The organism is Enterobacter sp. HNDS-6, assembly GCF_039850505.1.
GTDB classification, from domain to species: Bacteria; Pseudomonadota; Gammaproteobacteria; order Enterobacterales; family Enterobacteriaceae; genus Enterobacter; species Enterobacter kobei.
Window position 1 is genome coordinate 3,751,891 of the sequence record NZ_CP156673.1, and the last position, 24,058, is coordinate 3,775,948.

Genomic DNA, 24,058 nt, shown 5'->3' on the forward strand with positions numbered 1-24,058 from the left:
ATCGAAAATATTTGCGTTATTAGGGCAAATGGCCTCAAAATAACGTAAAATCGTGGTAAGACCTGCCGGGATTTAGTTGCAAATTTTTCAACATTTTATACACTACGAAAACCATCGCGAAAGCGAGTTTTGATAGGAAATTTAAGAGTATGAGCACTATCGAAGAACGCGTTAAGAAAATTATCGGCGAACAGCTGGGCGTTAAGCAGGAAGAAGTTGTGAACTCCGCTTCCTTCGTTGAAGACCTGGGCGCAGATTCTCTTGACACCGTTGAGCTGGTAATGGCTCTGGAAGAAGAGTTTGATACTGAGATTCCGGACGAAGAAGCTGAGAAGATCACCACCGTTCAGGCTGCCATTGATTACATCAACGGCCACCAGGCGTAAGTGAACATCTCCAGGCGGTCATTCGACCGCCTGAGTTTTATCTTTTTTAGTCCCACGAATCTCTTTTTTTATCCCTCCCTGGAGGACAAACGTGTCTAAGCGTCGTGTAGTTGTGACCGGACTTGGCATGTTGTCTCCTGTCGGCAATACCGTAGAGTCCACCTGGAAAGCTCTCCTTGCCGGTCAGAGCGGCATCAGCCTAATCGACCATTTCGATACTAGCGCCTATGCAACGAAATTTGCTGGCTTAGTAAAGGATTTTAACTGTGAAGAGATCATCTCGCGCAAAGAACAGCGCAAGATGGATGCCTTCATTCAATATGGAATTGTCGCTGGCGTTCAGGCCATGCAGGATTCTGGCCTTGAAATTACGGAAGAGAACGCAACCCGTATCGGTGCCGCTATCGGCTCCGGGATTGGCGGTCTTGGCCTGATCGAGGAAAACCATACATCCCTGATGAATGGCGGCCCGCGTAAAATCAGCCCGTTCTTCGTTCCGTCCACGATTGTTAATATGGTGGCGGGTCACCTGACCATCATGTTTGGCCTGCGTGGTCCAAGCATTTCAATCGCGACTGCTTGTACGTCTGGCGTACATAACATCGGCCAGGCCGCGCGCATGATTGCGTACGGCGATGCAGATGCTATGGTTGCGGGTGGTGCAGAAAAAGCCAGTACCCCTCTGGGTGTCGGTGGTTTTGGTGCAGCGCGTGCGCTCTCTACCCGTAACGATAATCCTCAGGCGGCAAGCCGTCCGTGGGATAAAGACCGTGACGGTTTCGTACTGGGTGACGGTGCGGGCATGCTCGTGCTGGAAGAGTACGAACACGCGAAAAAACGCGGCGCGAAAATGTATGCTGAAGTCGTTGGCTTTGGTATGAGTAGCGATGCTTATCACATGACGTCTCCTCCGGAGAATGGCGCAGGTGCTGCGCTGGCAATGGAAAACGCGATCCGTGATGCGGGCATTACGCCAGCTCAGATTGGCTACGTTAATGCGCACGGTACCTCTACACCTGCAGGCGACAAAGCGGAAGCTCAGGCTGTTAAGTCTATCTTCGGCGAGTCTGCCAGCCGCGTACTGGTCAGCTCCACAAAATCCATGACCGGTCACCTGTTGGGTGCGGCGGGTGCAGTAGAGTCAATCTACTCTATCCTTGCGCTGCGCGATCAGGCGGTTCCACCAACCATCAACCTGGATAACCCGGATGAAGGTTGCGATCTGGACTTCGTGCCTCACGAAGCGCGTCAGGTTAGCGGTATGGAGTACACCCTGTGTAACTCCTTCGGCTTCGGCGGTACCAATGGCTCGCTGATTTTCAAACGCGTGTAATGGTTTCTTGCCCATAAAAAACGGAGCGCATAGCGCTCCGTTTTTTTTAGTTCACATTTTCGTTACTGATAGGTGAAAGTGAACTGGACGGTGGTGTTAAATTCGCCTGCCGTGACGGTTCCCGTAGGGGTATAGAGGCGGGCCGCGAGAGGAAACTGCGCATTGTGCGTTGTTCTGTCTACATCGACGGTAATCGAGCCCGCGGGTGAGATCTCGGTGAGATGATCGCGGGTCATGATCTGCATCGCCATGCCTGTTGCATCCCCGCTGCTATTAGCAAATTTTGTCTGATCGTCACTGTCTGAATCGCCGGTCAAGGTAGCCTTAACACGTGTCGTTGAGCTGGGGCAGGATGAAAGCGTGAGTGAAAAATCCTGCCATTCTCCGGTTGCCCCAACGCGACTAAAGTTTACCGCTCGTGCTTGATCGAACCTTACTGTCTGATTTTTGGATCCCGCATCCACGGTACAGGCAGACGCCACGACCGTGCCGCTCAGATCGATAGTGGTTGCCTGCGCGGAGCTACAAAGTGCAAACACCAGGCATGCGAGAGTAGATTTTACCCGTTCTATCATCATCCCCATCCTGCATTACTGATAGGTAAAGGTGGCCTGTGCCTGGCCGATAATGGTGCCTGGCATCACGTTGCCGTTGGAAACGGCTCGGGCGCGCATTTTCAAATCATAGGCGTGCGTACTGCTGCTGATGGCGACATTTTGCAACGTGGCGCCACTCTTGTAAGCCGTGTTAGTCGTTTCGTCGGTCAACTCCAGCTTCAGGTTAGTGGCCGTTCCGGTATTTTTATAATAGTTAGTATCGGTATCCGCTGTACCGCCAAAAGTAACGCTAAAGCTGGACGTTGAAGCAGGGCAGTTTGTTAATGCAAGCGTAAAGTTAGTCCAGTTTGTTGCACTTCCGGCAGTGGCCAGACTATAAGCCTGTATATTGTCACCTAATTTTACCGCCAGCGAGGGGCTATCTCCATTGACCACACAGGGTGAGGCAACAACCGTGCCTGTAATGTCAATATTGACCGAGTTGGCTGAACACGCGCCAGAAAACAGACCTCCGCAGAGCGTTGCCAGAATCGCTATTTTTTTTCCATTCGCGATATTCATTTTCATTCCTTATGTATTAGTTGTAGGTTACTTTAAGTTCAATGGCCGATTTCACATTGCCAGCAGTAACGGTTGCAGCGTCATCAATATAATAAGCGACCTTAAAATCGGGCAGGGTGTAGTCGCCTGAGCCGTCATAAAGGCCCAGATTGATCTCACTGTTGATCTTATGTGCAGAACCATCGGCGTTCTGTACCTGAATATAGACATTGCTGGCGTAACCATCGCCAGTGACCGTATTTAATACCCCATTATTGGCATTGTGTGCGCCGTATACCGCGAATAAGTTATAGGTGATCCCATTAATCGCGCCAGGGCAGTTTTTCAACTCAACTTTGGGTACGTCGGTAATGTTTGATGCGCCACTTGCCAGGCTTGCGCCATACAGTGGGGATAATTTTATTTCCTTTGGTGCGTTAATAGTACAGGCAGTTATAATTGGCTGACTGACTACGCCGGACAGAATCAGGCCCGAATCTAACGCAACACCATCACCATCAGGGTTATGTACGTTCATGGTTACGTCGGGGACAGAAATAATAGTACCTGCTGGTATTTTTTCACTTAATCTGACCAGGCGATACCATACATGGTAGTAACCGTCACGCGCGCTACCATCGACAATTGGCAGATTGATGCGGTAATTGGGAGCTGTGGGATTATCTTGCGGTGAATATCCCGGTACAGATGAAACATGGACCTGATATTGAATACCAATACCTGGATTGCTTGTTGCCCAGGTCACATTGTCGGCAAGTAATTGTCCGTTAACAGACAAATCAATATAGGAGTTTTTTCCTTCGCCGGGGATAGTCTCGGTATAAATGGAATCATTATCATACCAGTCTGTCGTGCCGCCCACGACATTCGGTATAGATAATGTAGAAAATCCATGGTGCATGACATGGAAAGATTGAACTTCAATATAATTTGCGTAGGCGCAATTTATGCCTGACAGACCACATGGAATAAAAATAACAGGGGTTAGCCATTTTTTAAGCATTTTATTTAACGACATGATGCGTTGACCTCTACAATTGCGCTTGATGATGTGCTCTCTGGTAATTGCCAGCGGGTATGACACTGCTTATTTGCACCCCATTTAACGGTTGCACTTCCCTGAAGTGACATACCAGCCAGATAAACCTGTCCACCATCACCGACAATCGAGGTGGTTTTTGCGTTCTTGTCGTCAGTCACGATTGCACCAAACGGAACAGGGCGCCCGTCACGACGGGTTAACGTCATCAAAACGCGTTTACCCACACGTGTGTCAAAATGTGCCCGGACAATAGCCCCTCGGGTTGGCGTAACCGTTTTCGCAGAAAGCTCAACGTCGGCATCATCCGGCAGTTGTTCGGTATTCAGCGACAGCGTGTTTTCACGGTATGGGCTGATAAACGGCACAACGGTATAGCCGCGGAAATCGGTGCTGACGCCCGTCTGGTTCGTGATATCAACACCGCTTGCTCCCGGCGCTTCAACCAGAGCGACGGTCTCACCTAATTCCTGACTCAGCGTAATGCCGTTTGCATGCGCAACCACACCGCCGCTGATACCATAATTTACCCGGCGCTGATCGTGGTCGTAACTGTAGGCGCTATTCATTCTGGCATAGGTACCCTGGTAGTCCAGGCTGGCGCTACCGCCGTTACCCCCATCGTGGTTCGTCTCGCTTTCCTGCACGCTCCAGTTGAGGTTCTGATCTTGCAGCGCGGTGCCATTCAGCCCGACCGTATGGCTGGTGCTGCCATGTTTACTGGTATTGAGGTTGTAGGTGGCGCGACTGCTGCTGAGCCAGCGATCCAGCGGCACGCTGATACTCATTGAGAACACCTGGTCCTCGCTGTAAACGGTGTCGCTGTCGCGGGCATCAGTGGTGTTACGGTTAAAGCTGTAGTTCAGGCTCCAGGTGATGCCGTTCCAGCTGTTGCTGTAACCCGCGCCGATTGAGCGCATTGTTCGGTCGCTGTTCCAGTAATCCTCGCTGATGGCGTTTAACGAGATGGACCCCGCGCCTTCCCAGAGATTCTGGTTAAGCAATATCTCGGCACGATTACGCCGGCGTTCGGTATTGTCCTGCCAGTTACTGTCCCGCCAGGTGTCGAGTACTTCCTGCAGGGTGTAATAGCCTGAAGTTGAGTAGCGATAACCCGAAATGGCGATATTGGTCCCCGTTTCGAGAATGTTTTTACTGTAACGAACCCGCATTGACTGGCCGATCGCTTTTTCCTGATCCTGTTGGGTTGACCAGGCCTGCGTGCCATCGACGGATACGGCTCCCAGCCCACCAAAGTTTTTACCGATCCCCACAAGTAGCGACTGATAATGTTGCGATAGCTGTCCGCCGCCGTAGGCGGTAAATCCTTCTGGCAGGCCGTAGATGGCCGAGCCCTGAGTAAAGAATGTTTTATCGACGGCGCTGTCGTAAGGACGGTACTGACCGCTGGTCAGGCTGTACTTTAAACGACCTTCACGCTGTAGAACCGGCAGTGAGGCGAAGGGGACCAACTGGTGCTGTTCGCTGCCGTCAGCTTCTTTAATCGTCACGTCCAGATCGCCGCTACTGCCCGTGGGATACATGTCAGTGATCTCAAATGCCCCCGGCGACACATAGCTTTGGTAAATGGTGTAGCCGTTTTGTTTAATGATGACCTGGGCGTTGGTCCGGGCAATTCCGCGAACCACCGGTGCGTAGCCGCGCAGGCTGTCAGGCAGCATGTCGTCATCGGAGGCCAGTTGCGCACCCCGGAAAGGCACGCTGTCAAACAGATCGGAAGGGGAGTTGCTTTCGCCAAGCGTCAGCTGACTTTTGAGCGCGATAATATTTCGCTGAGCGTAGGTATATGCCGAATCCCAGTTATTCTGGGTATTGTCGCCGCTGGTATTGCGTGACCAGGTGCTGTAGTTACGAACGCGCCATGGGCCGATATTTAGCCCTGGGCGCAGGTTCAGGTAATAGCTGTCTGAATCGGTCATATCAGAGTGACGAGCCTGGGTGTTGCCGCCTGTAAAGCTGTAATTAAGCAGCAGCGCATTGATGCCTTCATCCAGGCGTTCTGGAGCAACATATCCACGCGCCTGGTTATTCATCGCCGCCTGAGGGATGCTCAACAAAAGTTGCTGTTTATTGAAGACGAACTGAGTAGCAGCGTTGGGAATAGCGGCCAGGTTTGCGCAATGGTTCTCTCCGGTCAGTTGCGGAAATTGCTCGGTTCGGACGCCAAAGTCACTTAGCATCTCCACGCTTATGCACGGTTGCAATGATGTCTGGCCGTGACTGTCCTTTTGCATGCTAAATTCAATGTCATGTGTGCCAGTCAATGTCTGATTGACCAGCACGTCAACGCGATAAGTACCCGGCATTTGGCCAACACCTTCTTCAAAGGCACTCAGGTCAGAAATGTCTTTACCTGGACCGTCAATACCCAGTAGCGCGGGGTTAAAATATTCCCGGGCACAGGCAGGGTGCGACAACGAGAATGTACACTGCAATGCGATGAAGCAGGCCAGCCTGGTTGGCGAGATCTTATTTTTTTTAGCTCTGATCATTCCGTGATCCTTTCGGAGTCCGAGTATCTAATGAGTGATTACTGCGTCTGGTGTTCCGCGCCAGCTGCGCCGAAGTCACTGATAATTTTCCAGCGAATATTGCCTTTGGCATTTGCCGGAAGACTGAATGTCGCGCTGGACATGGGCGCAACGTATGTCGCATCCGTAACCGTACTGGCACCGACTTTGACTTCGCTAAAGTTCATGTAATAGGGGGTTGGGTTACTGACCGTAAGCTGTTGATCGCTGCGTTTCCAGCTAAGCTTGCTGGCAAACTTTTCCGGCATTTCAGTAAGCGATGCGGGGCGATAAATGAGTTTGATACGTGTCTTAATCGCAATCTGTAGGGTATTTACGTTGTCTAACTTTTCTGTTGCCGGAATGGTTTTAATGTTCATCCAGAACAGTGACTCACAATCCTGTGGCAGATTCCCGCCCGTATTAATAATACGCAGTTTGTTTTCTTCATTGCCAGCTAAGCGGAACAGGGGCGGCGTGACGATAAACGGTGTTTTACTGGTGTCGTTTTCATCTTTATCAACCCATGACTGAATTAAATAGGAGTATGGGTCTGGGTTTTTGACGTCCAGGGAAGATTCTTTTTTGTCTGCATGGTATATAATGCGAGTGCCTCCAATAATAACACCCGCTTGCGCTGTTGCCATTGAAAAAACAAATGCAGCGGCGATTAATGAATTCACTAATTTCATCTGGTTAACCTCAAAATAGCAATGCCGGGAAGCCCCGGCATTGCTTATAGCCAAAGGCGGAAATTTATCGCGCGATGATTAATTGTATGCCAGCGTAAAGTTAGCGGTACCGTTAGCGGAACCCGCCTCAACGGTAGCGGCAGTTGCGATATACTGTGCGCTGAAATTCATGGTAGCGGTGCCAGCAGTCGCATCGATGGTCGCTGCTTTAGATGCGGTTGCCAGCGGTAACGCGGTGCCGTCGCCGTTCAGCAACTGAATAGCAACGCCTTTGGCAACGCCAGTGGTGCCTGCGCCGGTGACTTCCAGATAGTCATTATTAGTGGCGTCTGGTTTGCCGGTGTATTTCACAACAACAGCTTTGCCTTTCAGGTCTGCCGGGCACTCAGACAGTTTCAGAGTAAAGCGAGTATTCGCGGCAACAGAACCAGCCTCTGGCAGAGCAGTTTTAGCGATATCACCTAACTTGACGGTCTGCGGCGCGGTCATGGTGGTGTCAATTTTACAACCTTGCTCGATGATATTACCGGTGAAATTTACCTGTCCATCATCGGCCTGCGCGGCAGAAACCATTCCGAGTGTAGTGATTAAGGCAACAGCCGCTACTTTTCCTTTCATTGATAATGTCCTTGAAGAGTGTGATTGATATAAAACACAGGTGAGTACTCATGGCACACGATGTGATGATGCTCGATAGTTTTCAGCAAGAAACATTGTCTTGTGTTTTTAAAACCATCTTGTGCACTTGGGTATTCACATGGGGGATTATATCTATGTGCTAAAATATGAACTATAAACTATATCTAATGAGTGTTTTTAATTTAACTTTAATAATCCTCTCCGTGAATAATATTTCATTTATTCATTAATAGATGAATAGCATTTCTCTCATGTATACAGGCGTAGGCGCGCCCAACCTTCCTGTGCTTTTTTACATTTATTCGAAGATAACAGACTTGCGATATCCTCTTTCACCTGCCACCCTAGTCAGGTATTTATATGGAGGGTGAATGTATCTAATTAATGGTGAGTTACAAAAAAAGTTAGATGTGAACGATCGTAGCGTTCAGTTTGGGGATGGTTGTTTTACCACTGCTCGAATTAGCGGCGGCGTTGTTTCACTTTTCAGCCACCATCTGACACGTTTGCAGACGGCCTGCACAAGGTTGGCTATCCCGTTTGATGCATGGGAAACCCTTGCTGCGGAAATGCGGGATATGGCGCAAAAAAAGGGTGACGGCGTGTTAAAGGTCGTTATCACGCGTGGAGCTGGCGGTCGCGGCTATAGCCCCGCAGGCTGTCAGCAACCGGTGCGCATCCTGAGCGTTTCTGAATATCCTACGCATTACGCACGCTGGAAAGAAACCGGCGTAACGCTTGCTCTCAGCCCGATCCCCTTGGGTCGCAACCCTTATCTTGCAGGAATGAAGCACCTCAACCGCCTTGAGCAGGTGCTGATTCGTTCTCATCTTGAGCAGACGGATGCCGATGAAGCCCTTGTCCTTGACAGCGATGGGTGGCTTACGGAATGCTGTGCCGCAAATCTGTTCTGGCGCTGTGGGCAGGATGTCTTTACCCCACGCCTCGATCAGGCGGGCGTAAACGGCATTATGCGGCAGTTTATTATCGCCCAACTGGCACTGACCGCGTATCGCGTTGTCGAAGTGAATGCGCCGCTAACGGCGCTCGCGCAGGCTGATGAAGTGCTTATCTGTAACGCGCTAATGCCGGTTGTCCCCGTACAGCGCTACGCAGAGCGAGAGTGGCCCGCGCGCGAACTTTACCACTATTTAGCCCCAATTTGTGAGTCGTCCGATTAGCATGATGAAACTGTTACGCCTTGTTCTGTTACTGTTGGTTGTCCTCGGCGCTGCCGCCGGCGTCGGTGTATGGAAAGTTTTCCAACTGGCGGACAGTAAGATCCTCATTAAAGACGAGACGATTTTTACCCTTAAAGCCGGTACCGGGCGGATGGCGCTGGGCGAACAGCTTTACAGCGATAAAATCATCAACCGCCCGCGCGTGTTCCAGTGGTTACTGCGTATCGAGCCGGAACTGTCTCACTTCAAGGCCGGTACCTATCGTTTTACGCCCGGCATGACCGTCAGGGAGATGCTGCAGCTGCTGGAAAGTGGCAAAGAAGCGCAGTTCCCGCTGCGTTTTGTCGAAGGGATGCGACTGAGCGATTACCTGAAACAGCTGCGTGATGCGCCCTATATCAAGCACACTCTGAAAGATGATCGTTACGAGACGGTCGCCGGGGTGCTGAAATTTGAGCATCCTGAGTGGGTGGAAGGCTGGTTCTGGCCGGACACCTGGATGTACACCGCGGGCACGACGGATGTCGCAATTCTTAAACGGGCGCACAAAAAGATGGTCGCGGCAGTCGATTCCGCCTGGGAAGGGCGTATGGAAGGGCTGCCCTATAAAGATCAAAACCAGTTCGTGACCATGGCTTCGATCATCGAGAAAGAGACTGCCGTTGCTGCCGAGCGCGATCGGGTCGCGTCGGTATTTATCAACCGTCTTCGCATTGGCATGCGTCTGCAAACCGACCCTACCGTTATTTACGGCATGGGCGAGCGCTACAGCGGAAAGATTTCGAGGAAAGATCTCGAGACGCCAACGGCGTATAATACCTACGTCATTAACGGCCTGCCGCCGGGCCCGATTGCAACGCCGAGCGAGGCGTCGCTTAAAGCCGCCGCGCATCCGGCCAAAACACCGTATCTCTATTTTGTGGCTGACGGAAAAGGGGGGCACACCTTTAACACCAACCTTGTCAGTCATAATCGCTCTGTTCAGGACTATCTGAAGGCACTTAAGGAAAAAAATGCGCAGTAAATACATTGTCATTGAGGGACTCGAAGGCGCGGGGAAAACCACCGCTCGCGACGTAGTGGTGGAAACGCTGAACGCGCTTGGCGTCACTGACATGGTCTTCACCCGAGAGCCAGGCGGCACTCAGCTGGCTGAGAAACTGCGCAGCCTGGTGCTGGATATCAAATCTGTTGGTGACGAAGTTATCACTGACAAAGCCGAAGTGCTGATGTTCTATGCGGCCCGCGTCCAGCTGGTTGAGACGGTGATTAAACCCGCTCTGGCCAATGGCAAGTGGGTGATCGGCGACCGTCACGATCTGTCCACTCAGGCGTATCAGGGCGGGGGACGCGGTATTGACCAGACAATGCTGGCAACGCTGCGTAATGCCGTACTGGGTGATTTTCGCCCGGACCTGACGCTCTATCTGGATGTCACTCCGGAAGTGGGCCTCAAACGCGCCCGCGCGCGCGGCGAGCTGGATCGCATTGAACAAGAGTCCTTTGATTTCTTTAACCGCACCCGCGCACGCTATCTTGAGCTGGCCGCGCAGGACAGCTCAATTCGTACCATCGATGCGACGCAATCGCTGGAAGACGTCACGCAAGACATCCAGCAGACCGTTACGCAGTGGCTACAGGAGCAGCAGGCATGAAATGGTATCCATGGTTGCGCCCGCACTTTGAACAGCTGATCAACAGCTATCAGGCCGGTCGGGGGCATCATGCGTTACTGATTCAGGCATTGCCGGGGATGGGGGATGATGCGCTAATTTACGCCATTACCCGTTTCCTGATGTGCCAGCAGCCTGAAGGGCACAAAAGCTGCGGGAAATGCCGTGGCTGCCAGCTGATGCAGGCGGGCACGCATCCTGACTATTACACGCTGGCGCCTGAGAAGGGCAAAAGCGCGCTCGGTATTGATGCCGTGCGTGAAGTCAGTGAAAAACTGTACGAACATGCGCGACTGGGCGGGGCGAAAGTCGTCTGGCTCAACGACGCTGCATTACTGACCGAGGCGGCGGCTAACGCGCTGCTCAAAACGCTGGAAGAGCCGCCGGAGAAAACATGGTTCTTCCTCTCATGCCGCGATCCGGGCCGATTGCTGGCAACGTTGCGCAGCCGCTGTCGTCTTCATCACCTTGCGGTGCCCCAGGAATCATGGTCCTTGAGCTGGCTAGAACGCGAGGTGACAACGTCACAGGAAAGTGCGCTCTCTGCGCTTCGCCTGAGCAGCGGCGCGCCCGCAGCGGCGCTGGCATTACTGCAACCCGACGTCTGGTCGCAGCGAGAAACGCTCTGTAAGGCCGTCGAGGCTTCGCTCAACAGCCAGGACTGGTTGAGCTTGCTGCCTGCACTGAATAGCGATCGGGCCGTTGAGCGTTTGCACTGGCTGGCGTCCTTACTTTTGGATGCGCTAAAGCTCCAGCAGCGGGCAACGCTACTGACAAACCCGGACGCGTGGCCACTGGTGAACCTGCTGGCGAGCCGCCTTTCAGGAACGTCCTTGCACGCTATCCTTCATGATATCTGCGAAAGCCGGGAACTGCTTTTAACCGTAACGGGTCTTAATCGCGAGCTGTTACTGACCGACCAGTTACTGCGTATTGAACATTACCTGCAACCAGGCGTTACGCCGCCTGTTTCCCATCTCTGAGAGAGACATTATGTTTTTAGTCGACTCACACTGCCATCTTGATGGCCTGGATTATCAATCCCTTCACAATGACGTGGATGACGTGCTGGCAAAAGCCGCTGCCCGCGATGTGAAATTTTGTCTTGCCGTGGCGACAACGTTGCCGGGGTACCGCGCCATGCGTGAGCTGGTGGGCGTTCGCGATAACGTGGTGTTCTCCTGCGGCGTGCATCCGCTGAACCAGGATGAAGCGTACGATGTTGATGAGTTACGCCGACTGGCTGCGGAAGAGGGCGTCGTGGCGATGGGTGAAACCGGGCTGGACTATTTTTACACGCCGGAAACGAAACCGCGCCAGCAGGAATCCTTCCGCAACCATATCCGCATTGGCCGCGAGCTGAACAAACCGGTCATCGTGCATACCCGTGATGCACGCGCCGATACGCTGGCGATCCTCCAGGAAGAAAAGGTGACGGATTGCGGTGGCGTACTACACTGTTTCACAGAAGACAGAGAAACGGCGGGTAAACTGCTTGATCTAGGGTTTTATATTTCGTTTTCCGGGATCGTGACGTTCCGTAATGCAGAGCAGCTGCGTGATGCTGCGCGTTATGTTCCGCTCGACCGCATTCTGGTAGAAACAGACTCTCCGTATCTGGCACCGGTACCGCATCGCGGGAAAGAGAACCAGCCAGCCATGACGCGAGACGTTGCGGAATACATGGCCGTGCTTAAAGGCGTCAGCATCGAAGAGCTGGCCCGCGTCACGACGGAAAACTTCTCTGCGCTGTTCCATATCGACCCCGCCCGCCTGCAATCTGTCTGATACACCTGTTTTTTTTAGGCTCGTAATTAATAAACAAAACGAGTAAAGTTCACCGCCTCATTTGGGGCGGTGAGGATGTATTTAGACACATCCAGACATGCTTTTTGTAAATAACTGCAAGTTTTTCGTCCGTCTTAAGCTGAAACGTGATAGCCGTCAAACAATCCCAGAGGGAATTATTTTACTCTGTGTAATAAATAAAGGGCGCTTAGATGTCCTGTCCACGGCACGGTACTCCCCCCGGGCCAATGCGTGAAAGCGTAAAAAAAGCACAAATACTCAGGAGCACTCTCAATTATGTTTAAGAATGCATTTGCTAACCTGCAAAAGGTCGGTAAATCGCTGATGCTGCCAGTATCCGTACTGCCTATCGCAGGTATCCTGCTGGGTGTCGGTTCTGCAAACTTCAGCTGGCTGCCAGCCGTAGTTTCCCATGTGATGGCCGAAGCAGGCGGTTCCGTCTTTGCTAACATGCCTCTGATCTTCGCGATCGGTGTGGCGCTGGGCTTCACCAATAACGACGGCGTTTCTGCGCTGGCTGCAGTGGTTGCCTACGGCATCATGGTGAAAACCATGGCTGTGGTTGCGCCTCTGGTTCTGCATTTACCGGCAGAAGAGATTGCCGCGAAACACCTGGCAGACACCGGTGTTCTGGGCGGTATCATCTCCGGTGCGATTGCAGCGTATATGTTTAACCGCTTCTATCGCATCAAGCTGCCTGAGTATCTGGGCTTCTTCGCGGGCAAGCGTTTCGTTCCGATCATCTCTGGTCTGGCAGCGATTTTCACTGGCGTGATCCTGTCCTTCATCTGGCCACCAATCGGTTCCGCGATCCAGACCTTCTCTCAGTGGGCTGCTTACCAGAACCCGGTTGTTGCGTTTGGTATCTACGGCTTCATCGAGCGTTGCCTGGTGCCATTCGGTCTGCACCACATCTGGAACGTTCCATTCCAGATGCAGATTGGTGAATTCACCAACGCAGCAGGCCAGGTATTCCACGGTGATATCCCACGTTACATGGCAGGTGATCCAACTGCAGGCAAACTGTCTGGTGGCTTCCTGTTCAAAATGTACGGCCTGCCGGCAGCTGCGATTGCAATCTGGCACTCTGCTAAACCAGAGAACCGTGCAAAAGTGGGCGGTATCATGATCTCCGCAGCGCTGACCTCTTTCCTGACCGGTATCACCGAGCCGATCGAGTTCTCCTTCATGTTCGTTGCGCCGATTCTGTACGTTATCCACGCGATTCTGGCGGGTCTGGCGTTCCCAATCTGTATCCTGCTGGGTATGCGTGACGGTACGTCCTTCTCTCACGGTCTGATCGACTTTATCGTTCTGTCCGGTAACAGCAGCAAACTGTGGCTGTTCCCAATCGTGGGTGCGTGCTATGCCGTTGTCTACTACACCATCTTCCGCGTGCTGATCAAAGCACTGGACCTGAAAACCCCAGGCCGTGAAGATGCAACTGAAGACAGCAAAGCAGGTGTGACCAGCGAAATGGCTCCGGCCCTGGTTGCAGCGTTCGGTGGCAAAGAGAACATCACTAACCTGGACGCGTGTATCACTCGTCTGCGTGTGAGCGTTGCCGATGTTGCGAAAGTAGACCAGCCGGGTCTGAAAAAACTGGGCGCAGCGGGCGTGGTTGTTGCAGGTTCTGGTGTTCAGGCAATCTTCGGTACTAAATCCGATAACCTGAAAACCGAAATGGATGAGTACATCCGCAACAGCTAAGCTGTGAGCAGGGGAGACTAAGGCAGCCGAATGGCTGCCTTTTTTATTGCTGCTGTTTGTTGTGCCGGGTAAGGCGCAGCCGCCACCCGGCTAAACACTCAGAAGTCGTAGCTCGCGCTCACCGAGACGTTCAGCGGTGCGCCATAAACCACATAAGAGCCGACGTAATCGTAATACTCTTTGTCAAACAGGTTGTTGACGTTAGCCTGGACGGCAAACTCTTTGGTGACCTGATAACGGCTGAACAGGTTAACCAGCCCGTAACTGCCTTGCTCTGCGCGGGATTGTCCCGCCGGGCCGCCGTCCACATCCGTCCACACCTTATTCTGCCAGTTTACGCCACCGCCCACGGTCAGTTCTGGCAGCATTGGCAGTTGATAACGGGTAAACAGCTTCATGGTTGTGCGCGGCTGATCGGAGCTGACTGCGTTGCCGTTTTTATCTTCAGCAATGTAGCGGGTTGCGCCGAACGTTAGCTGCCAGTTATCCGTCAGCGCGCCGTTAAGCTCGAACTCAATCCCTTTACTCACCACACCGTCCAGCGATTCATAAATGGATTCACCGCTCGGCATGTAGGTATAAGTGTTGCTCGCCACGTTATCCTGTTCAATGCGGAAAATTGCCAGCGAGGTGGTCAGGCGGGTATTGAACCAGTCCGCTTTCACACCGGCTTCATAGCTTTTACCCGTGGTTGGGTCGAGGTAACGACCACTGGCATTACGCTTGTCCTGAGGCTGGAAGATTGAGGTATAGCTGACGTAAGTCGACCAGTCTTCATTAATGTCGTAGACCAGGCCCGCGTAAGGCGTGACGTCATCTTTGGTACTTTCCAGACGGGTGTCCGGAGAGCCCGCCGGGTTATAGCGAATGTTATAGTTGGTATAGCGCGCCCCGAGGATCAGGTGCAGCGGATCGGCCAGCGAGAAGCGGGCGGAAGTATAGGCCGATGACTGACGGATGTCGTCCTGGCTGTAGAGCTTCCATGGCGTCCACTGAGGATCGGCAATATCCCCGTTCCAGTTTTTGAAATTACCCACGTCGACCATGCCGTATAACGCATCCGGCATCCTATTGTCATAATGGTTGCGCTGGCGGCTGAAGCTGCCGCCAAACATCATTTCGTGCTGACGGCCAAAGAGATCGAATCCACCACGCAGGAAGGCATCAACCGCATCCTGTTTGCGCTCGCCTTTGTTCCAGCCACCATAGCCCACCATGCCTGCACCGGTCGCTTGATCGGGATAGCCGGACATATACATCAGTTTGCTGTCGAAATTCGTATCAGCATGCATGCCGTTGATGTGGGCTTCCCAGCCGTTGTCAAAGCGCTGAGTCAGGTTGGCGAAAATGCGGGTGTTGTCTTTATCCGAATATGCCCACTTTGGCGCTACGGTCTGGCTACGATCGTAATGGGTTTTACTCCCGTCGCTGTTCCAGGTTGGCAATCCGCCCCAGGTCGGATCCTCGGTGTTACTTTCCTGGTATTCATAGCCGACAGAAAGGGTCGTGCTGTCGGTCACATCCGCATCCACCACGCCGTAGAGGAATTTTTTACGGTAGTGGTAGTTATCAACAAAGCTGTCGTTATCCTGATAGCCCGTAATCAGGCGGCCGCGTATCTTGCCGGACTCCACCAGCGGCGCCTGCAGATCCAGCACGTAGCGCTGTTTATCCCAGCTACCGTAGCTGGCACTGACATTACCTTTGAATTCATTGCTGTCTGCATGTTTGCGCACCATATTGACATAGGCCGCCGGGTTTCCCGTCCCGGACATCAGGCCGGTTGCGCCGCGTACCACTTCGATACGGTCATAAATCGCGGTATCGGCGGCAGTATCGCCGAAGTTCCACACTTCGCTGATGGAGGTCGGCAGGTCATCGTACGCATAGTTACTCACGAAGAATCCGCGTGAGTAAAATACGGTACGGTCGCTGTCCTGAACCTGCGCCGTCACGCCAGTGGTATTGGTTAACACCTGACCGATAGACTGCAGGTTTTGATCCGCCATGCGCTGCTGGCTGATGACGCTGACGGACTGCGGAATATCGCGAGGCACGAGGAGCAGTTTGGTCCCGGTGGTGGTGGTCTTGACGCTGTAGTCCCGATCCTGCCCGTCGGACGGGGCTGGCGCGTTATCGAAACCGCCATCAACCACAACGGTATCTTCGTCTGTGGAGGCGGCAAAACTCACGGCTGGCATCAATGCCATAGCAATGCAGGCTGCCAGCAACGAAGGCGTTGCGACAGGCTGACGTTGCCCATCCCTGGTATGATGATTGAAAGACATGATCAAACCCTTAAGAACGGTGAAGGTTGGTAGCATCAGTCCCGCGATCGCGGTCTGACGTCGTTTTCTATGTTAAAAATGCGCATGAAAATGCAAATGCGAAATATACGCATTGTCATTAATGCTGTAAACAGATGTGTCGAGCGGAACTGAAATAATGTTTCAGCCAGTGAATACGCCTGAGCGGTCACTCTTCATTCAGCTGATGAAGATTCAGGAAAGAATTCGGGGGAGAAGGTTGAAAGGACAGGAGAAACTCGCTCATACTCTTGGATTGTGTCACACAGTCTTCCCGAGAGTGTGTTATCAGCGGACGCACCACGCCAGATTTAACAAAAAAGGAAAAGGTCATGGCTGAAGAAACGATTTTCAGTAAAATTATCCGTCGCGAAATCCCCTCGGATATCGTCTATCAGGATGAACTGGTGACGGCTTTCCGGGACATTTCCCCCCAGGCACCGACACACGTCCTTATCATTCCCAATATTCTGATTCCGACCGTAAATGACGTAAAAACCGAGCACGAAGTGGCGTTAGGTCGTATGCTGACGGTGGCGGCGAAAATTGCCGAGCAGGAAGGCATAGCGGAAGACGGTTACCGTCTGATCATGAACTGTAATCGTCATGGCGGCCAGGAAGTTTATCATATTCACATGCATCTGCTGGGTGGACGTCCTCTGGGGCCGATGCTGGCACACAAAGGTCTTTGACATGTTTAAAGGGCGTATTGCAGCGCTGGTAATGACGATGATGATTGTGGGATGCAGCACGCGCCCGGCGATCCCCGTGAGCGATGAACAGACGCTGGTGATGGAGTCCTCCGTGCTGGCGGCGGGTATTACGGCGCAACAGCCCGCGTTAACCGTCAGTGAAATTAAGTCTTCAGCCTCCTCTGCGCTCTTTAACGAACGAAATGAACCCGTGACGGTCCACTACCGTTTTTTCTGGTATGACGTAAGAGGTCTTGAAATGCATCCGCTGGAGGCGCCGCGCAGCGTCACCCTTCCGGCGAGGTCGTCGGTAACGATCTATGACAGCGCCAGCTATTTGGGTGCACATAAGGTAAGACTTTATCTTTATCTGTAAGGGGTGAACTTTGATTAAAAATTTGAGCCGTTATGCGCTCGTGACAGCTTTCGCTCTGTTTCTGGCAGGGTGTGTGACCCGTACTGAACAGCCTGCACCTGTAGAAGAGGCTAAACCGGGTACTGAGCAGCCGACAACGCCAACGGAGCCACAGCCAACCGTGCCGTCTGTACCGTCCATTCCGTCACAGCCTGGTCCAATTGAGCACCCGGACCAGACGTCACAGCCTACGCCGCGCGTGCGCCATTATGACTGGAACGGTGCAATGCAACCGATGGTCGGTAAAATGCTGCAGGCACAGGGCGTGACGGCAGGCGGCGTGCTGCTGGTCGACAGCGTTAACAACCGTACTAACGGTTCGCTGAACGCGGGCGAAGCGACGGAAACCCTGCGCAATGCCCTGGCGAACAACGGCAAGTTTACGCTGGTCTCTGCTCAGCAGCTTGCGGTGGCCAAACAGCAACTCGGCCTGTCGCCGCAGGATAGCCTCGGCACGCGCAGCAAGGCGATTGGGATTGCCCGCAACGTTGGCGCCCAGTATGTGCTGTACTCTAATGCGACCGGCAACGTGAATACCCCAGCCCTGCAGATGCAGCTGATGCTGGTTCAGACAGGCGAAATTATCTGGTCAGGTAAAGGTGCGGTTACGCAACAATGACAGCACGCGTGATGCGATCCTGACGCGCTATTTTCCGCAGTACCGCCTCATCGCGCCGCAGGCCCACTCCGGGCTTGGCGGCGCGAGTTGTATTCTGGAGCAGGGTGCGCACCGTCTGGTCTTACGGCATAATCACGATCCCTTCGCGCCCGCTTTTCATTTTCGTCGTCAGTTTCGTGCCCTCAGACGTCTTCCGTCGGATCTCGTGCCGGAACCCCGTTTTTTCCGACAGGGCTGGATGGCCGTCGACTATCTTGAGGGCGAGGTGAAAAGCGCGCTGCCGGACACCCCGGAGCTCGCGGCGATGCTGTATCATCTGCACCAGCAACAGCGTCTGGGGTGGCGAATCGCGTTACTTCCGCTGCTTGAGCACTACTGGCAGCAAGCCTCCCCGAAAAGACGTACCCCAGTCTGGCTTGCGCATCTCAAACGGCTGCGTAAAGCGGGCGAGCCGCAACCGATTCGGCTCTCACCGTTACATATGGATGTGCACGCCGGGAACATTGTGCATACGTCAGGAGGAGCCAGACTTATTGACTGGGAATATGCCGGAGACGGCGATGTGGCGCTGGAGCTGGCCGCGGTCTGGACGGAAAGTGACGCCGCGCGGCTGACGCTCATCAGAGAGTATGCCAGAGTAGCGCATATTGACGCCGACGCGCTGGCTCGTCAGGTGAGACGCTGGCGACCCTGGGTCATTATGCTGATGGCGGGCTGGTTTGAAATGCGCCTTCAGCAGTCCAGAGATAAACAATTTATTGCGCTGGCAGACGATGCCTGGCGTCAGTTACAAATGAAAGGATAAGAGAGGTGAGTGTGGGTCCAGTCATGTTGAATGTTGAAGGGTTTGAGCTGGATGCGGAGGAGCGTGAAATTCTGGCGCATCCGCTGGTGGGCGGCCTGATCCTGTTTACCCGCAACTATCACGATCCAGCGCAGCTGCGCGAGCTGGTGCGTCAGATCCGCGCCGCGTCGCGTAACCATCTGGTGGTGGCCGTCGATCAGGAAGGCGGGCGCGTGCAGCGTTTTCGCGACGGTTTCACCCATCTGCCGGCTGCCCAGTCTTTCGCCGCGCTGCTCGGGACGGAAGAGGGGGGAAAACTGGCGCAGGACGCTGGCTGGCTGATGGCCAGTGAAATGATTGCTATGGATATCGACATCAGCTTCGCCCCGGTGCTGGACGTGGGCCATATCAGCGCCGCGATTGGCGAGCGCTCATACCATGAAGATCCGCGTATTGCGCTGGCAATGGCGACCCGATTTATCGACGGGATGCACGATGCAGGTATGAAAACCACCGGCAAACACTTCCCGGGCCACGGGGCCGTGATGGCGGATTCCCATAAAGAGACCCCGCGCGATCCGCGCCCGGAAGCGGAAATTCGTGCCAAAGATATGTCGGTGTTCCGTTCACTTATCACCGATAACAAACTTGACGCTATCATGCCTGCCCACGTGATTTACAGCGACGTCGACCCGCGGCCGGCCAGTGGCTCTCCGCACTGGCTTAAAACCGTATTGCGCCAGGAGCTGGGTTTCAATGGCGTGATTTTCTCCGACGATTTGTCGATGGAAGGGGCGGCAATTATGGGCAGCTATGCAGAACGTGGTCAGGCGTCGCTGGACGCAGGTTGCGATATGATCCTGGTCTGCAATAATCGTAAAGGGGCTGTTAGCGTGCTGGATAACCTGTCGCCGATCAATGCAGAGCGTGTTACACAATTGTATCATAAAGGTTCATTTAGCCGTCAGGAGCTGATGGATTCGGCGCGCTGGAAGACGGTCAACGCCCGGCTTGAAGACCTGAATGAGCGCTGGCAGGCGCACAAAGCCAGCCTGTAATCCCTCCCGGAAGGCGTAGCATGGTGAGAAGACAATGATCATCTATTTACACGGTTTTGACTCAAACAGTCCTGGTAATCATGAGAAGGTGTTGCAGCTGCAGTTTATCGATCCCGATGTCCGGTTGATCAGCTACAGCACGCGCCATCCGAAGCATGATATGCAGCATCTGCTCAAAGAAGTGGACAAGATGCTGCAGCTTAATATCGACGATCGCCCGCTGATTTGCGGCGTGGGCCTGGGTGGCTACTGGGCAGAGCGGATTGGTTTTCTGTGCGACATTCGCCAGGTGGTATTTAATCCTAACCTTTTCCCGAATGAAAACATGGAAGGCAAAATTGACCGCCCGGAAGAGTATGTCGATATTGCCACCAAGTGCGTCAGTAATTTTCGCGATAAAAACCGCGACCGGTGTCTGGTGATCCTTTCGCGTAATGATGAGGCGCTCAACAGCCACCGGGCTGCGGAGCTTCTGCATCATTACTATGAGATTGTCTGGGATGAAGAACAGACCCATAAGTTCAAGAACATCTCCCCACATCTGCAGCGCATAAAAGCCTTCAAAACGCTGGGCTAAGCCACAGTCAGTCACCTCCGGAACCCGGTCGCTAATGCGTACCGGGTTTCTTTTTGTCCAGAATTGTCTACTTTTAAGCCATCAAAACTTGATGCATATCAATTTTGGTATGACCAATGCGCCTGACGTGGTATTCTCAATTCACCTGAATGGTTTCAGTGCTGTAACCTGTTGTTAATTAAGGGTTATTTTTATAACTTTTAATTAACAATTGGTTAATAATTTGAGGGGGTCACGTTGACTACGCCATTGAAAAAGATAGTGATTGTAGGCGGTGGTGCTGGCGGGCTGGAGCTGGCCACACAGTTGGGCAAGAAGCTGGGTCGCGGTAAAAAAGCCAAAATCACGCTGGTGGATCGTAACCACAGTCACCTGTGGAAACCGTTGCTGCACGAAGTGGCGACCGGATCGCTGGATGAGGGCGTGGACGCGCTGAGCTATCTGGCGCACGCACGCAATCACCATTTCCAGTTCCAGCTGGGTTCCGTGGTGGATATCAACCGTGAAAGCAAAACCATCACCCTGGCAGAGCTGCGTGATGAAAAAGGCGAGCTGCTGGTTCCTGAACGCAAACTGGCGTATGACACGCTGGTAATGGCGCTGGGCAGTACCTCTAACGATTTCAACACGCCGGGCGTGAAAGAGCACTGTATCTTCCTTGATAACCCGCACCAGGCACGTCGTTTCCATCAGGAGATGCTGAACCTGTTCCTGAAGTACACCAATAACATGGGTGCGAATGGCAAGGTTAACATTGCAATTGTCGGCGGCGGGGCAACGGGGGTAGAGCTCTCTGCTGAGCTGCACAATGCGGTGAAACAGCTGCACAGCTACGGCTATAAAGGGTTAACAAACGACGCGCTGAACGTCACGCTGGTCGAAGCCGGTGAACGCATCCTCCCGGCGCTGCCTCCGCGTATCTCCGGTGCGGCGCACAATGAACTCACCAAACTGGGTGTGCGGGTGCTGACACAGACGATGGTGACCAGCGCCGACGAAGGCGGTCTGCACACCAAAGACGGCGAGTACATCAAAGCGGATCTGATGGTCTGGGCGGCAGGTATCAAAGCGCCTGATTTTATGAAAGATATCGGTGGTCTGGAAACGAACCGCATTAACCAGCTGGTGACGGAGCCAACGCTGCAAACCACGCGCGACCCGGAAATCTTTGCGATTGGCGACTGTGCTTCCTGCGCGCGCCCTGAAGGTGGCTTTGTGCCGCCGCGTGCTCAGGCTGCGCACCAGATGGCAAGCCTGGTGCTGCATAATATTCTGGCGCAGTACAAAGGCAAACCGATGAAGGCGTATGTCTATAAAGACCACGGCTCTCTGGTATCGCTGTCCAACTTCTCTACCGTCGGTAGCCTGATGGGTAACCTGATGCGTGGCTCGATGATGGTAGAAGGGCGCATAGCACGCTTTGTCTATATTTCACTGTACCGTATGCACCAGATCGCACTGCACGGCTACTTCAAAACGGGTCTGATGATGCTGGTGGGCAGAATCAACCGCGTCATCCGTCCGCGTCTTAAACTCCACTAATCTTTCACTCCCTCCGGGCCCTCCGGAGGGAGTTTTTAGCATATCATGCTGCCCGTCATGGATTAGGTGCTTAAGAGTTCTCCTAAACATGATATATCCCTCTCCAGCGTCCACTTTTTGATCCTTTGTCTTATTGGCGAAGCCGTGGCTTCATTGCAAAATTGTTACCAATAGCAACAAAGGAGGAAGTCCCGTGAATAAATCTATGTTGGCGGGTATAGGGATTGGTGTCGCAGCTGCGTTAGGTGTGGCTGCTGTTGCCAGTCTCAACGTATTAGATCGCGGCCCGCAGTATGCGCAGGTGGTTTCTGCTACTCCCATTAAAGAAACCGTAAAAACCCCTCGTCAGGAGTGCCGTAACGTCTCCGTGACCCACCGTCGTCCGGTACAGGATGAAAACCGTATTGCCGGCTCTGTTCTGGGTGCGGTAGCGGGTGGGGTAATTGGTCACCAGTTTGGCGGTGGCCGGGGTAAAGATGTCGCGACCGTCGTTGGTGCGCTGGGTGGCGGCTATGCCGGCAACCAGGTGCAGGGTGCGATGCAGGATAACGATACTTACACCACGACTCAGCAGCGTTGTAAAACCGTCTATGACAAGTCGGAAAAAATGCTGGGTTATGACGTCACGTACAAAATTGGCGATCAGCAGGGCAAAATCCGTATGGATAAAGACCCAGGAACGCAAATCCCACTGGATGGAAATGGCCAGCTGGTACTGAATAACAAAGTGTAAAAAAGATGTTCTCTGAACTTAGCTCCTCAAGCGCTCAGGCTGAGGAGCTTTTTTTTACCTCAAGTTTTGAGGAGTTCAGGCCACAAGCGTAGTGTGGTTTCGGTTATATTCTGCAGTTTTTCCAGCGTCGCGCCTTCACGCGCGCTGATCGACATACCCTGCAAAATACAGCTCAGGTACTGCGCCAGCATCTGCGGCTGACAATGCGCGGGAATTTCACCGCGCTGCTGGCGTTGAGCCAAAAATGCGCTGAGCGTCTCTTCCTGCATGGCATGACGCGATTTCACCGTATTGGCGATCTCTTTCGACGCTGCCGCCAGGGTGGCGGAGGTGTTAATCATAAAGCAGCCCGCGGGCGTATCTTTGCTGGTGAAGCAGGTGGCAACGGCGGTGAAGTAATCCCGTAGCGCCTGTTCAACGCTTTTCTCTTCACAAAACAGCTGGGCTTCGTGTTTCGCTGCAAAGCGCGAAATGTATCTGTCCAGCACTGCCCTGAACAGCCCCTCTTTGTTGGTAAATTCAGCATAGAGCGTCGGTGCTTTGGCGCCGGTGGCTTCTACCAGATCGGAAAGCGAGGTCGCTTCATACCCATGTTGCCAGAAGAGAGTCATGGCCTTATCAAGCGCTGCATCCCTGTCAAACACTTTTGGTCGGCCACGGCTTTTCTTCGCACAACTCGTGACGTCGGTTGTCATTTGCCGTTGGTCCTCTGTTGATTTGTTGAATAACCATTATAAAAATAAACGCAACCCACCACCAGTGCAGAATGCTTAAAAATAAATTAATCATATATGTATGAAAATTAACGACTTTAAAAATTAATTAATGCTCGTTATAAAATTGTGTTGACGCGTGAGCTGGATCACATTTATGATTTACCTATCGATCGTTAACTAAATCGCTAACGACCTCCAAATTCATCTGCCAAAGGTAAACATCATGAAAAACGTAAAAACCCTCATCGCTGCAGCCGTACTGAGTTCACTTTCTTTCGCAAGCGTTGCTGCTGTACAAGTTCAGTCAACGCCAGCCGATCAGCATAAAGTCGGGACGATCTCTGCGTCTGCCGGGACTAACCTGGGTTCACTGGAAGATCAGCTGGCACAAAAAGCGGAAGCAATGGGTGCAAAATCCTACCGCATCACCTCTGTGACCGGTCCTAACACGCTGCACGGCACGGCTGTCATCTACAAATAAGCCGGGCATAAACCCTCATTTATG

At 52.9% G+C, this 24,058-nt stretch carries 25 protein-coding genes; 17 read left to right on the top strand and 8 right to left on the bottom strand.

Annotation, left to right across the window (positions count from 1 at the left end; translation table 11 throughout):
- Positions 1–149: 149 nt before the first annotated feature.
- Entirely contained in the window at positions 150–386 is a 237-nt protein-coding gene (gene acpP, locus ABFI50_RS17535) for an acyl carrier protein (RefSeq protein ID WP_003857954.1), read from the top strand.
- Positions 387–477: 91 nt separating this feature from the next.
- Positions 478–1,719 carry a beta-ketoacyl-ACP synthase II gene (gene fabF / locus ABFI50_RS17540; RefSeq protein ID WP_023332697.1) on the top strand — a complete coding sequence of 414 codons (1,242 nt, stop codon included), beginning with the start codon at positions 478–480 and terminating at the stop codon, positions 1,717–1,719.
- Between the two features lie 62 nt (positions 1,720–1,781).
- Here fabF and ABFI50_RS17545 read toward each other — a convergent pair whose 3' ends face one another.
- The 6 genes from ABFI50_RS17545 to ABFI50_RS17570 all read right to left on the bottom strand — a co-directional run bounded on the left by ABFI50_RS17545 (position 1,782) and on the right by ABFI50_RS17570 (position 7,717).
- Positions 1,782–2,303 (bottom strand): fimbrial protein, encoded by a 522-nt coding sequence (locus ABFI50_RS17545; RefSeq protein WP_032636988.1) that lies wholly within the window; start codon positions 2,301–2,303, stop codon positions 1,782–1,784.
- A gap of 6 nt (positions 2,304–2,309) precedes the next feature.
- The gene (locus tag ABFI50_RS17550) at positions 2,310–2,837 is read right to left on the bottom strand and encodes a fimbrial protein (protein WP_347484659.1); all 528 of its coding nucleotides are present in this window, start codon (positions 2,835–2,837) and stop codon (positions 2,310–2,312) included.
- 16 nt (positions 2,838–2,853) lie between these two features.
- Positions 2,854–3,855 (bottom strand): fimbrial protein, encoded by a 1,002-nt coding sequence (locus ABFI50_RS17555; protein WP_023338248.1) that lies wholly within the window; start codon positions 3,853–3,855, stop codon positions 2,854–2,856.
- Positions 3,846–6,389, bottom strand: a complete 2,544-nt coding sequence (locus ABFI50_RS17560; RefSeq protein WP_347484661.1) for a fimbria/pilus outer membrane usher protein — start codon at positions 6,387–6,389, stop codon at positions 3,846–3,848. Before ABFI50_RS17560 ends, ABFI50_RS17555 begins: the two co-directional genes overlap by 10 nt.
- A 38-nt stretch (positions 6,390–6,427) precedes the next feature.
- A complete protein-coding gene (locus ABFI50_RS17565) occupies positions 6,428–7,099 on the bottom strand; it encodes a molecular chaperone (RefSeq protein ID WP_347484663.1) in 672 nt (223 codons plus the stop codon).
- A gap of 78 nt (positions 7,100–7,177) precedes the next feature.
- Complete coding sequence (locus ABFI50_RS17570; protein ID WP_014883385.1) at positions 7,178–7,717, bottom strand: fimbrial protein; 540 nt, start codon at positions 7,715–7,717, stop codon at positions 7,178–7,180.
- Positions 7,718–8,109: 392 nt separating this feature from the next.
- Here ABFI50_RS17570 and pabC point away from each other — a divergent pair, with 392 nt between their 5' ends.
- The 6 genes from pabC (at position 8,110) to ptsG (ending at position 14,111) form a co-directional block, all read left to right on the top strand.
- Entirely contained in the window at positions 8,110–8,919 is an 810-nt protein-coding gene (gene pabC / locus ABFI50_RS17575) for an aminodeoxychorismate lyase (protein ID WP_023332703.1), read from the top strand.
- A 1-nt stretch (position 8,920) separates the two neighbouring features.
- On the top strand, positions 8,921–9,943 hold the full coding sequence (gene yceG / locus ABFI50_RS17580; protein WP_023332704.1) for a cell division protein YceG: 1,023 nt from the start codon (positions 8,921–8,923) through the stop codon (positions 9,941–9,943).
- The gene (gene tmk / locus ABFI50_RS17585) at positions 9,933–10,574 is read left to right on the top strand and encodes a dTMP kinase (RefSeq protein WP_045269414.1); all 642 of its coding nucleotides are present in this window, start codon (positions 9,933–9,935) and stop codon (positions 10,572–10,574) included. Before yceG ends, tmk begins: the two co-directional genes overlap by 11 nt.
- Positions 10,571–11,575, top strand: a complete 1,005-nt coding sequence (gene holB / locus ABFI50_RS17590; protein ID WP_347484666.1) for a DNA polymerase III subunit delta' — start codon at positions 10,571–10,573, stop codon at positions 11,573–11,575. The genes tmk and holB overlap by 4 nt, the downstream gene beginning before the upstream one ends.
- A 10-nt stretch (positions 11,576–11,585) precedes the next feature.
- Complete coding sequence (locus ABFI50_RS17595; protein ID WP_023332705.1) at positions 11,586–12,380, top strand: metal-dependent hydrolase; 795 nt, start codon at positions 11,586–11,588, stop codon at positions 12,378–12,380.
- Between the two features lie 297 nt (positions 12,381–12,677).
- Positions 12,678–14,111 carry a PTS glucose transporter subunit IIBC gene (gene ptsG / locus ABFI50_RS17600; RefSeq protein ID WP_014883391.1) on the top strand — a complete coding sequence of 478 codons (1,434 nt, stop codon included), beginning with the start codon at positions 12,678–12,680 and terminating at the stop codon, positions 14,109–14,111.
- Between the two features lie 98 nt (positions 14,112–14,209).
- Here the strand turns inward: ptsG and fhuE are convergent, their stop codons facing one another.
- Complete coding sequence (gene fhuE / locus ABFI50_RS17605) at positions 14,210–16,399, bottom strand: ferric-rhodotorulic acid/ferric-coprogen receptor FhuE (protein WP_058689753.1); 2,190 nt, start codon at positions 16,397–16,399, stop codon at positions 14,210–14,212.
- A gap of 350 nt (positions 16,400–16,749) precedes the next feature.
- Between fhuE and hinT the strand changes: the two genes are divergently transcribed.
- The 8 genes from hinT (at position 16,750) to ABFI50_RS17645 (ending at position 22,837) form a co-directional block, all read left to right on the top strand.
- On the top strand, positions 16,750–17,109 hold the full coding sequence (gene hinT / locus ABFI50_RS17610) for a purine nucleoside phosphoramidase (RefSeq protein WP_008500786.1): 360 nt from the start codon (positions 16,750–16,752) through the stop codon (positions 17,107–17,109).
- Between the two features lies 1 nt (position 17,110).
- Complete coding sequence (locus ABFI50_RS17615; protein ID WP_023332707.1) at positions 17,111–17,485, top strand: YcfL family protein; 375 nt, start codon at positions 17,111–17,113, stop codon at positions 17,483–17,485.
- A gap of 10 nt (positions 17,486–17,495) precedes the next feature.
- Complete coding sequence (gene lpoB / locus ABFI50_RS17620; protein ID WP_014883395.1) at positions 17,496–18,143, top strand: penicillin-binding protein activator LpoB; 648 nt, start codon at positions 17,496–17,498, stop codon at positions 18,141–18,143.
- Positions 18,124–18,948, top strand: coding sequence for a thiamine kinase (gene thiK, locus ABFI50_RS17625; protein WP_045269417.1), 825 nt, complete (start codon positions 18,124–18,126; stop codon positions 18,946–18,948). Before lpoB ends, thiK begins: the two co-directional genes overlap by 20 nt.
- Before the next feature lie 11 nt (positions 18,949–18,959).
- Positions 18,960–19,985 carry a beta-N-acetylhexosaminidase gene (gene nagZ, locus ABFI50_RS17630; protein WP_347486129.1) on the top strand — a complete coding sequence of 342 codons (1,026 nt, stop codon included), beginning with the start codon at positions 18,960–18,962 and terminating at the stop codon, positions 19,983–19,985.
- A 34-nt stretch (positions 19,986–20,019) separates the two neighbouring features.
- Positions 20,020–20,562, top strand: a complete 543-nt coding sequence (ycfP, locus tag ABFI50_RS17635) for an alpha/beta hydrolase YcfP (protein WP_014883398.1) — start codon at positions 20,020–20,022, stop codon at positions 20,560–20,562.
- Positions 20,563–20,799: 237 nt separating this feature from the next.
- A complete protein-coding gene (locus ABFI50_RS17640) occupies positions 20,800–22,104 on the top strand; it encodes an NAD(P)/FAD-dependent oxidoreductase (RefSeq protein ID WP_014883399.1) in 1,305 nt (434 codons plus the stop codon).
- Positions 22,105–22,297: 193 nt separating this feature from the next.
- The gene (locus ABFI50_RS17645) at positions 22,298–22,837 is read left to right on the top strand and encodes a glycine zipper 2TM domain-containing protein (protein WP_008500779.1); all 540 of its coding nucleotides are present in this window, start codon (positions 22,298–22,300) and stop codon (positions 22,835–22,837) included.
- A 59-nt stretch (positions 22,838–22,896) separates the two neighbouring features.
- Here the strand turns inward: ABFI50_RS17645 and comR are convergent, their stop codons facing one another.
- Positions 22,897–23,532, bottom strand: a complete 636-nt coding sequence (gene comR, locus ABFI50_RS17650; RefSeq protein WP_047027478.1) for a TetR family copper-responsive transcriptional repressor ComR — start codon at positions 23,530–23,532, stop codon at positions 22,897–22,899.
- Between the two features lie 244 nt (positions 23,533–23,776).
- Here comR and bhsA point away from each other — a divergent pair, with 244 nt between their 5' ends.
- The gene (bhsA, locus tag ABFI50_RS17655) at positions 23,777–24,034 is read left to right on the top strand and encodes a multiple stress resistance protein BhsA (RefSeq protein WP_014883401.1); all 258 of its coding nucleotides are present in this window, start codon (positions 23,777–23,779) and stop codon (positions 24,032–24,034) included.
- The last annotated feature ends 24 nt before the right edge of the window (positions 24,035–24,058 follow it).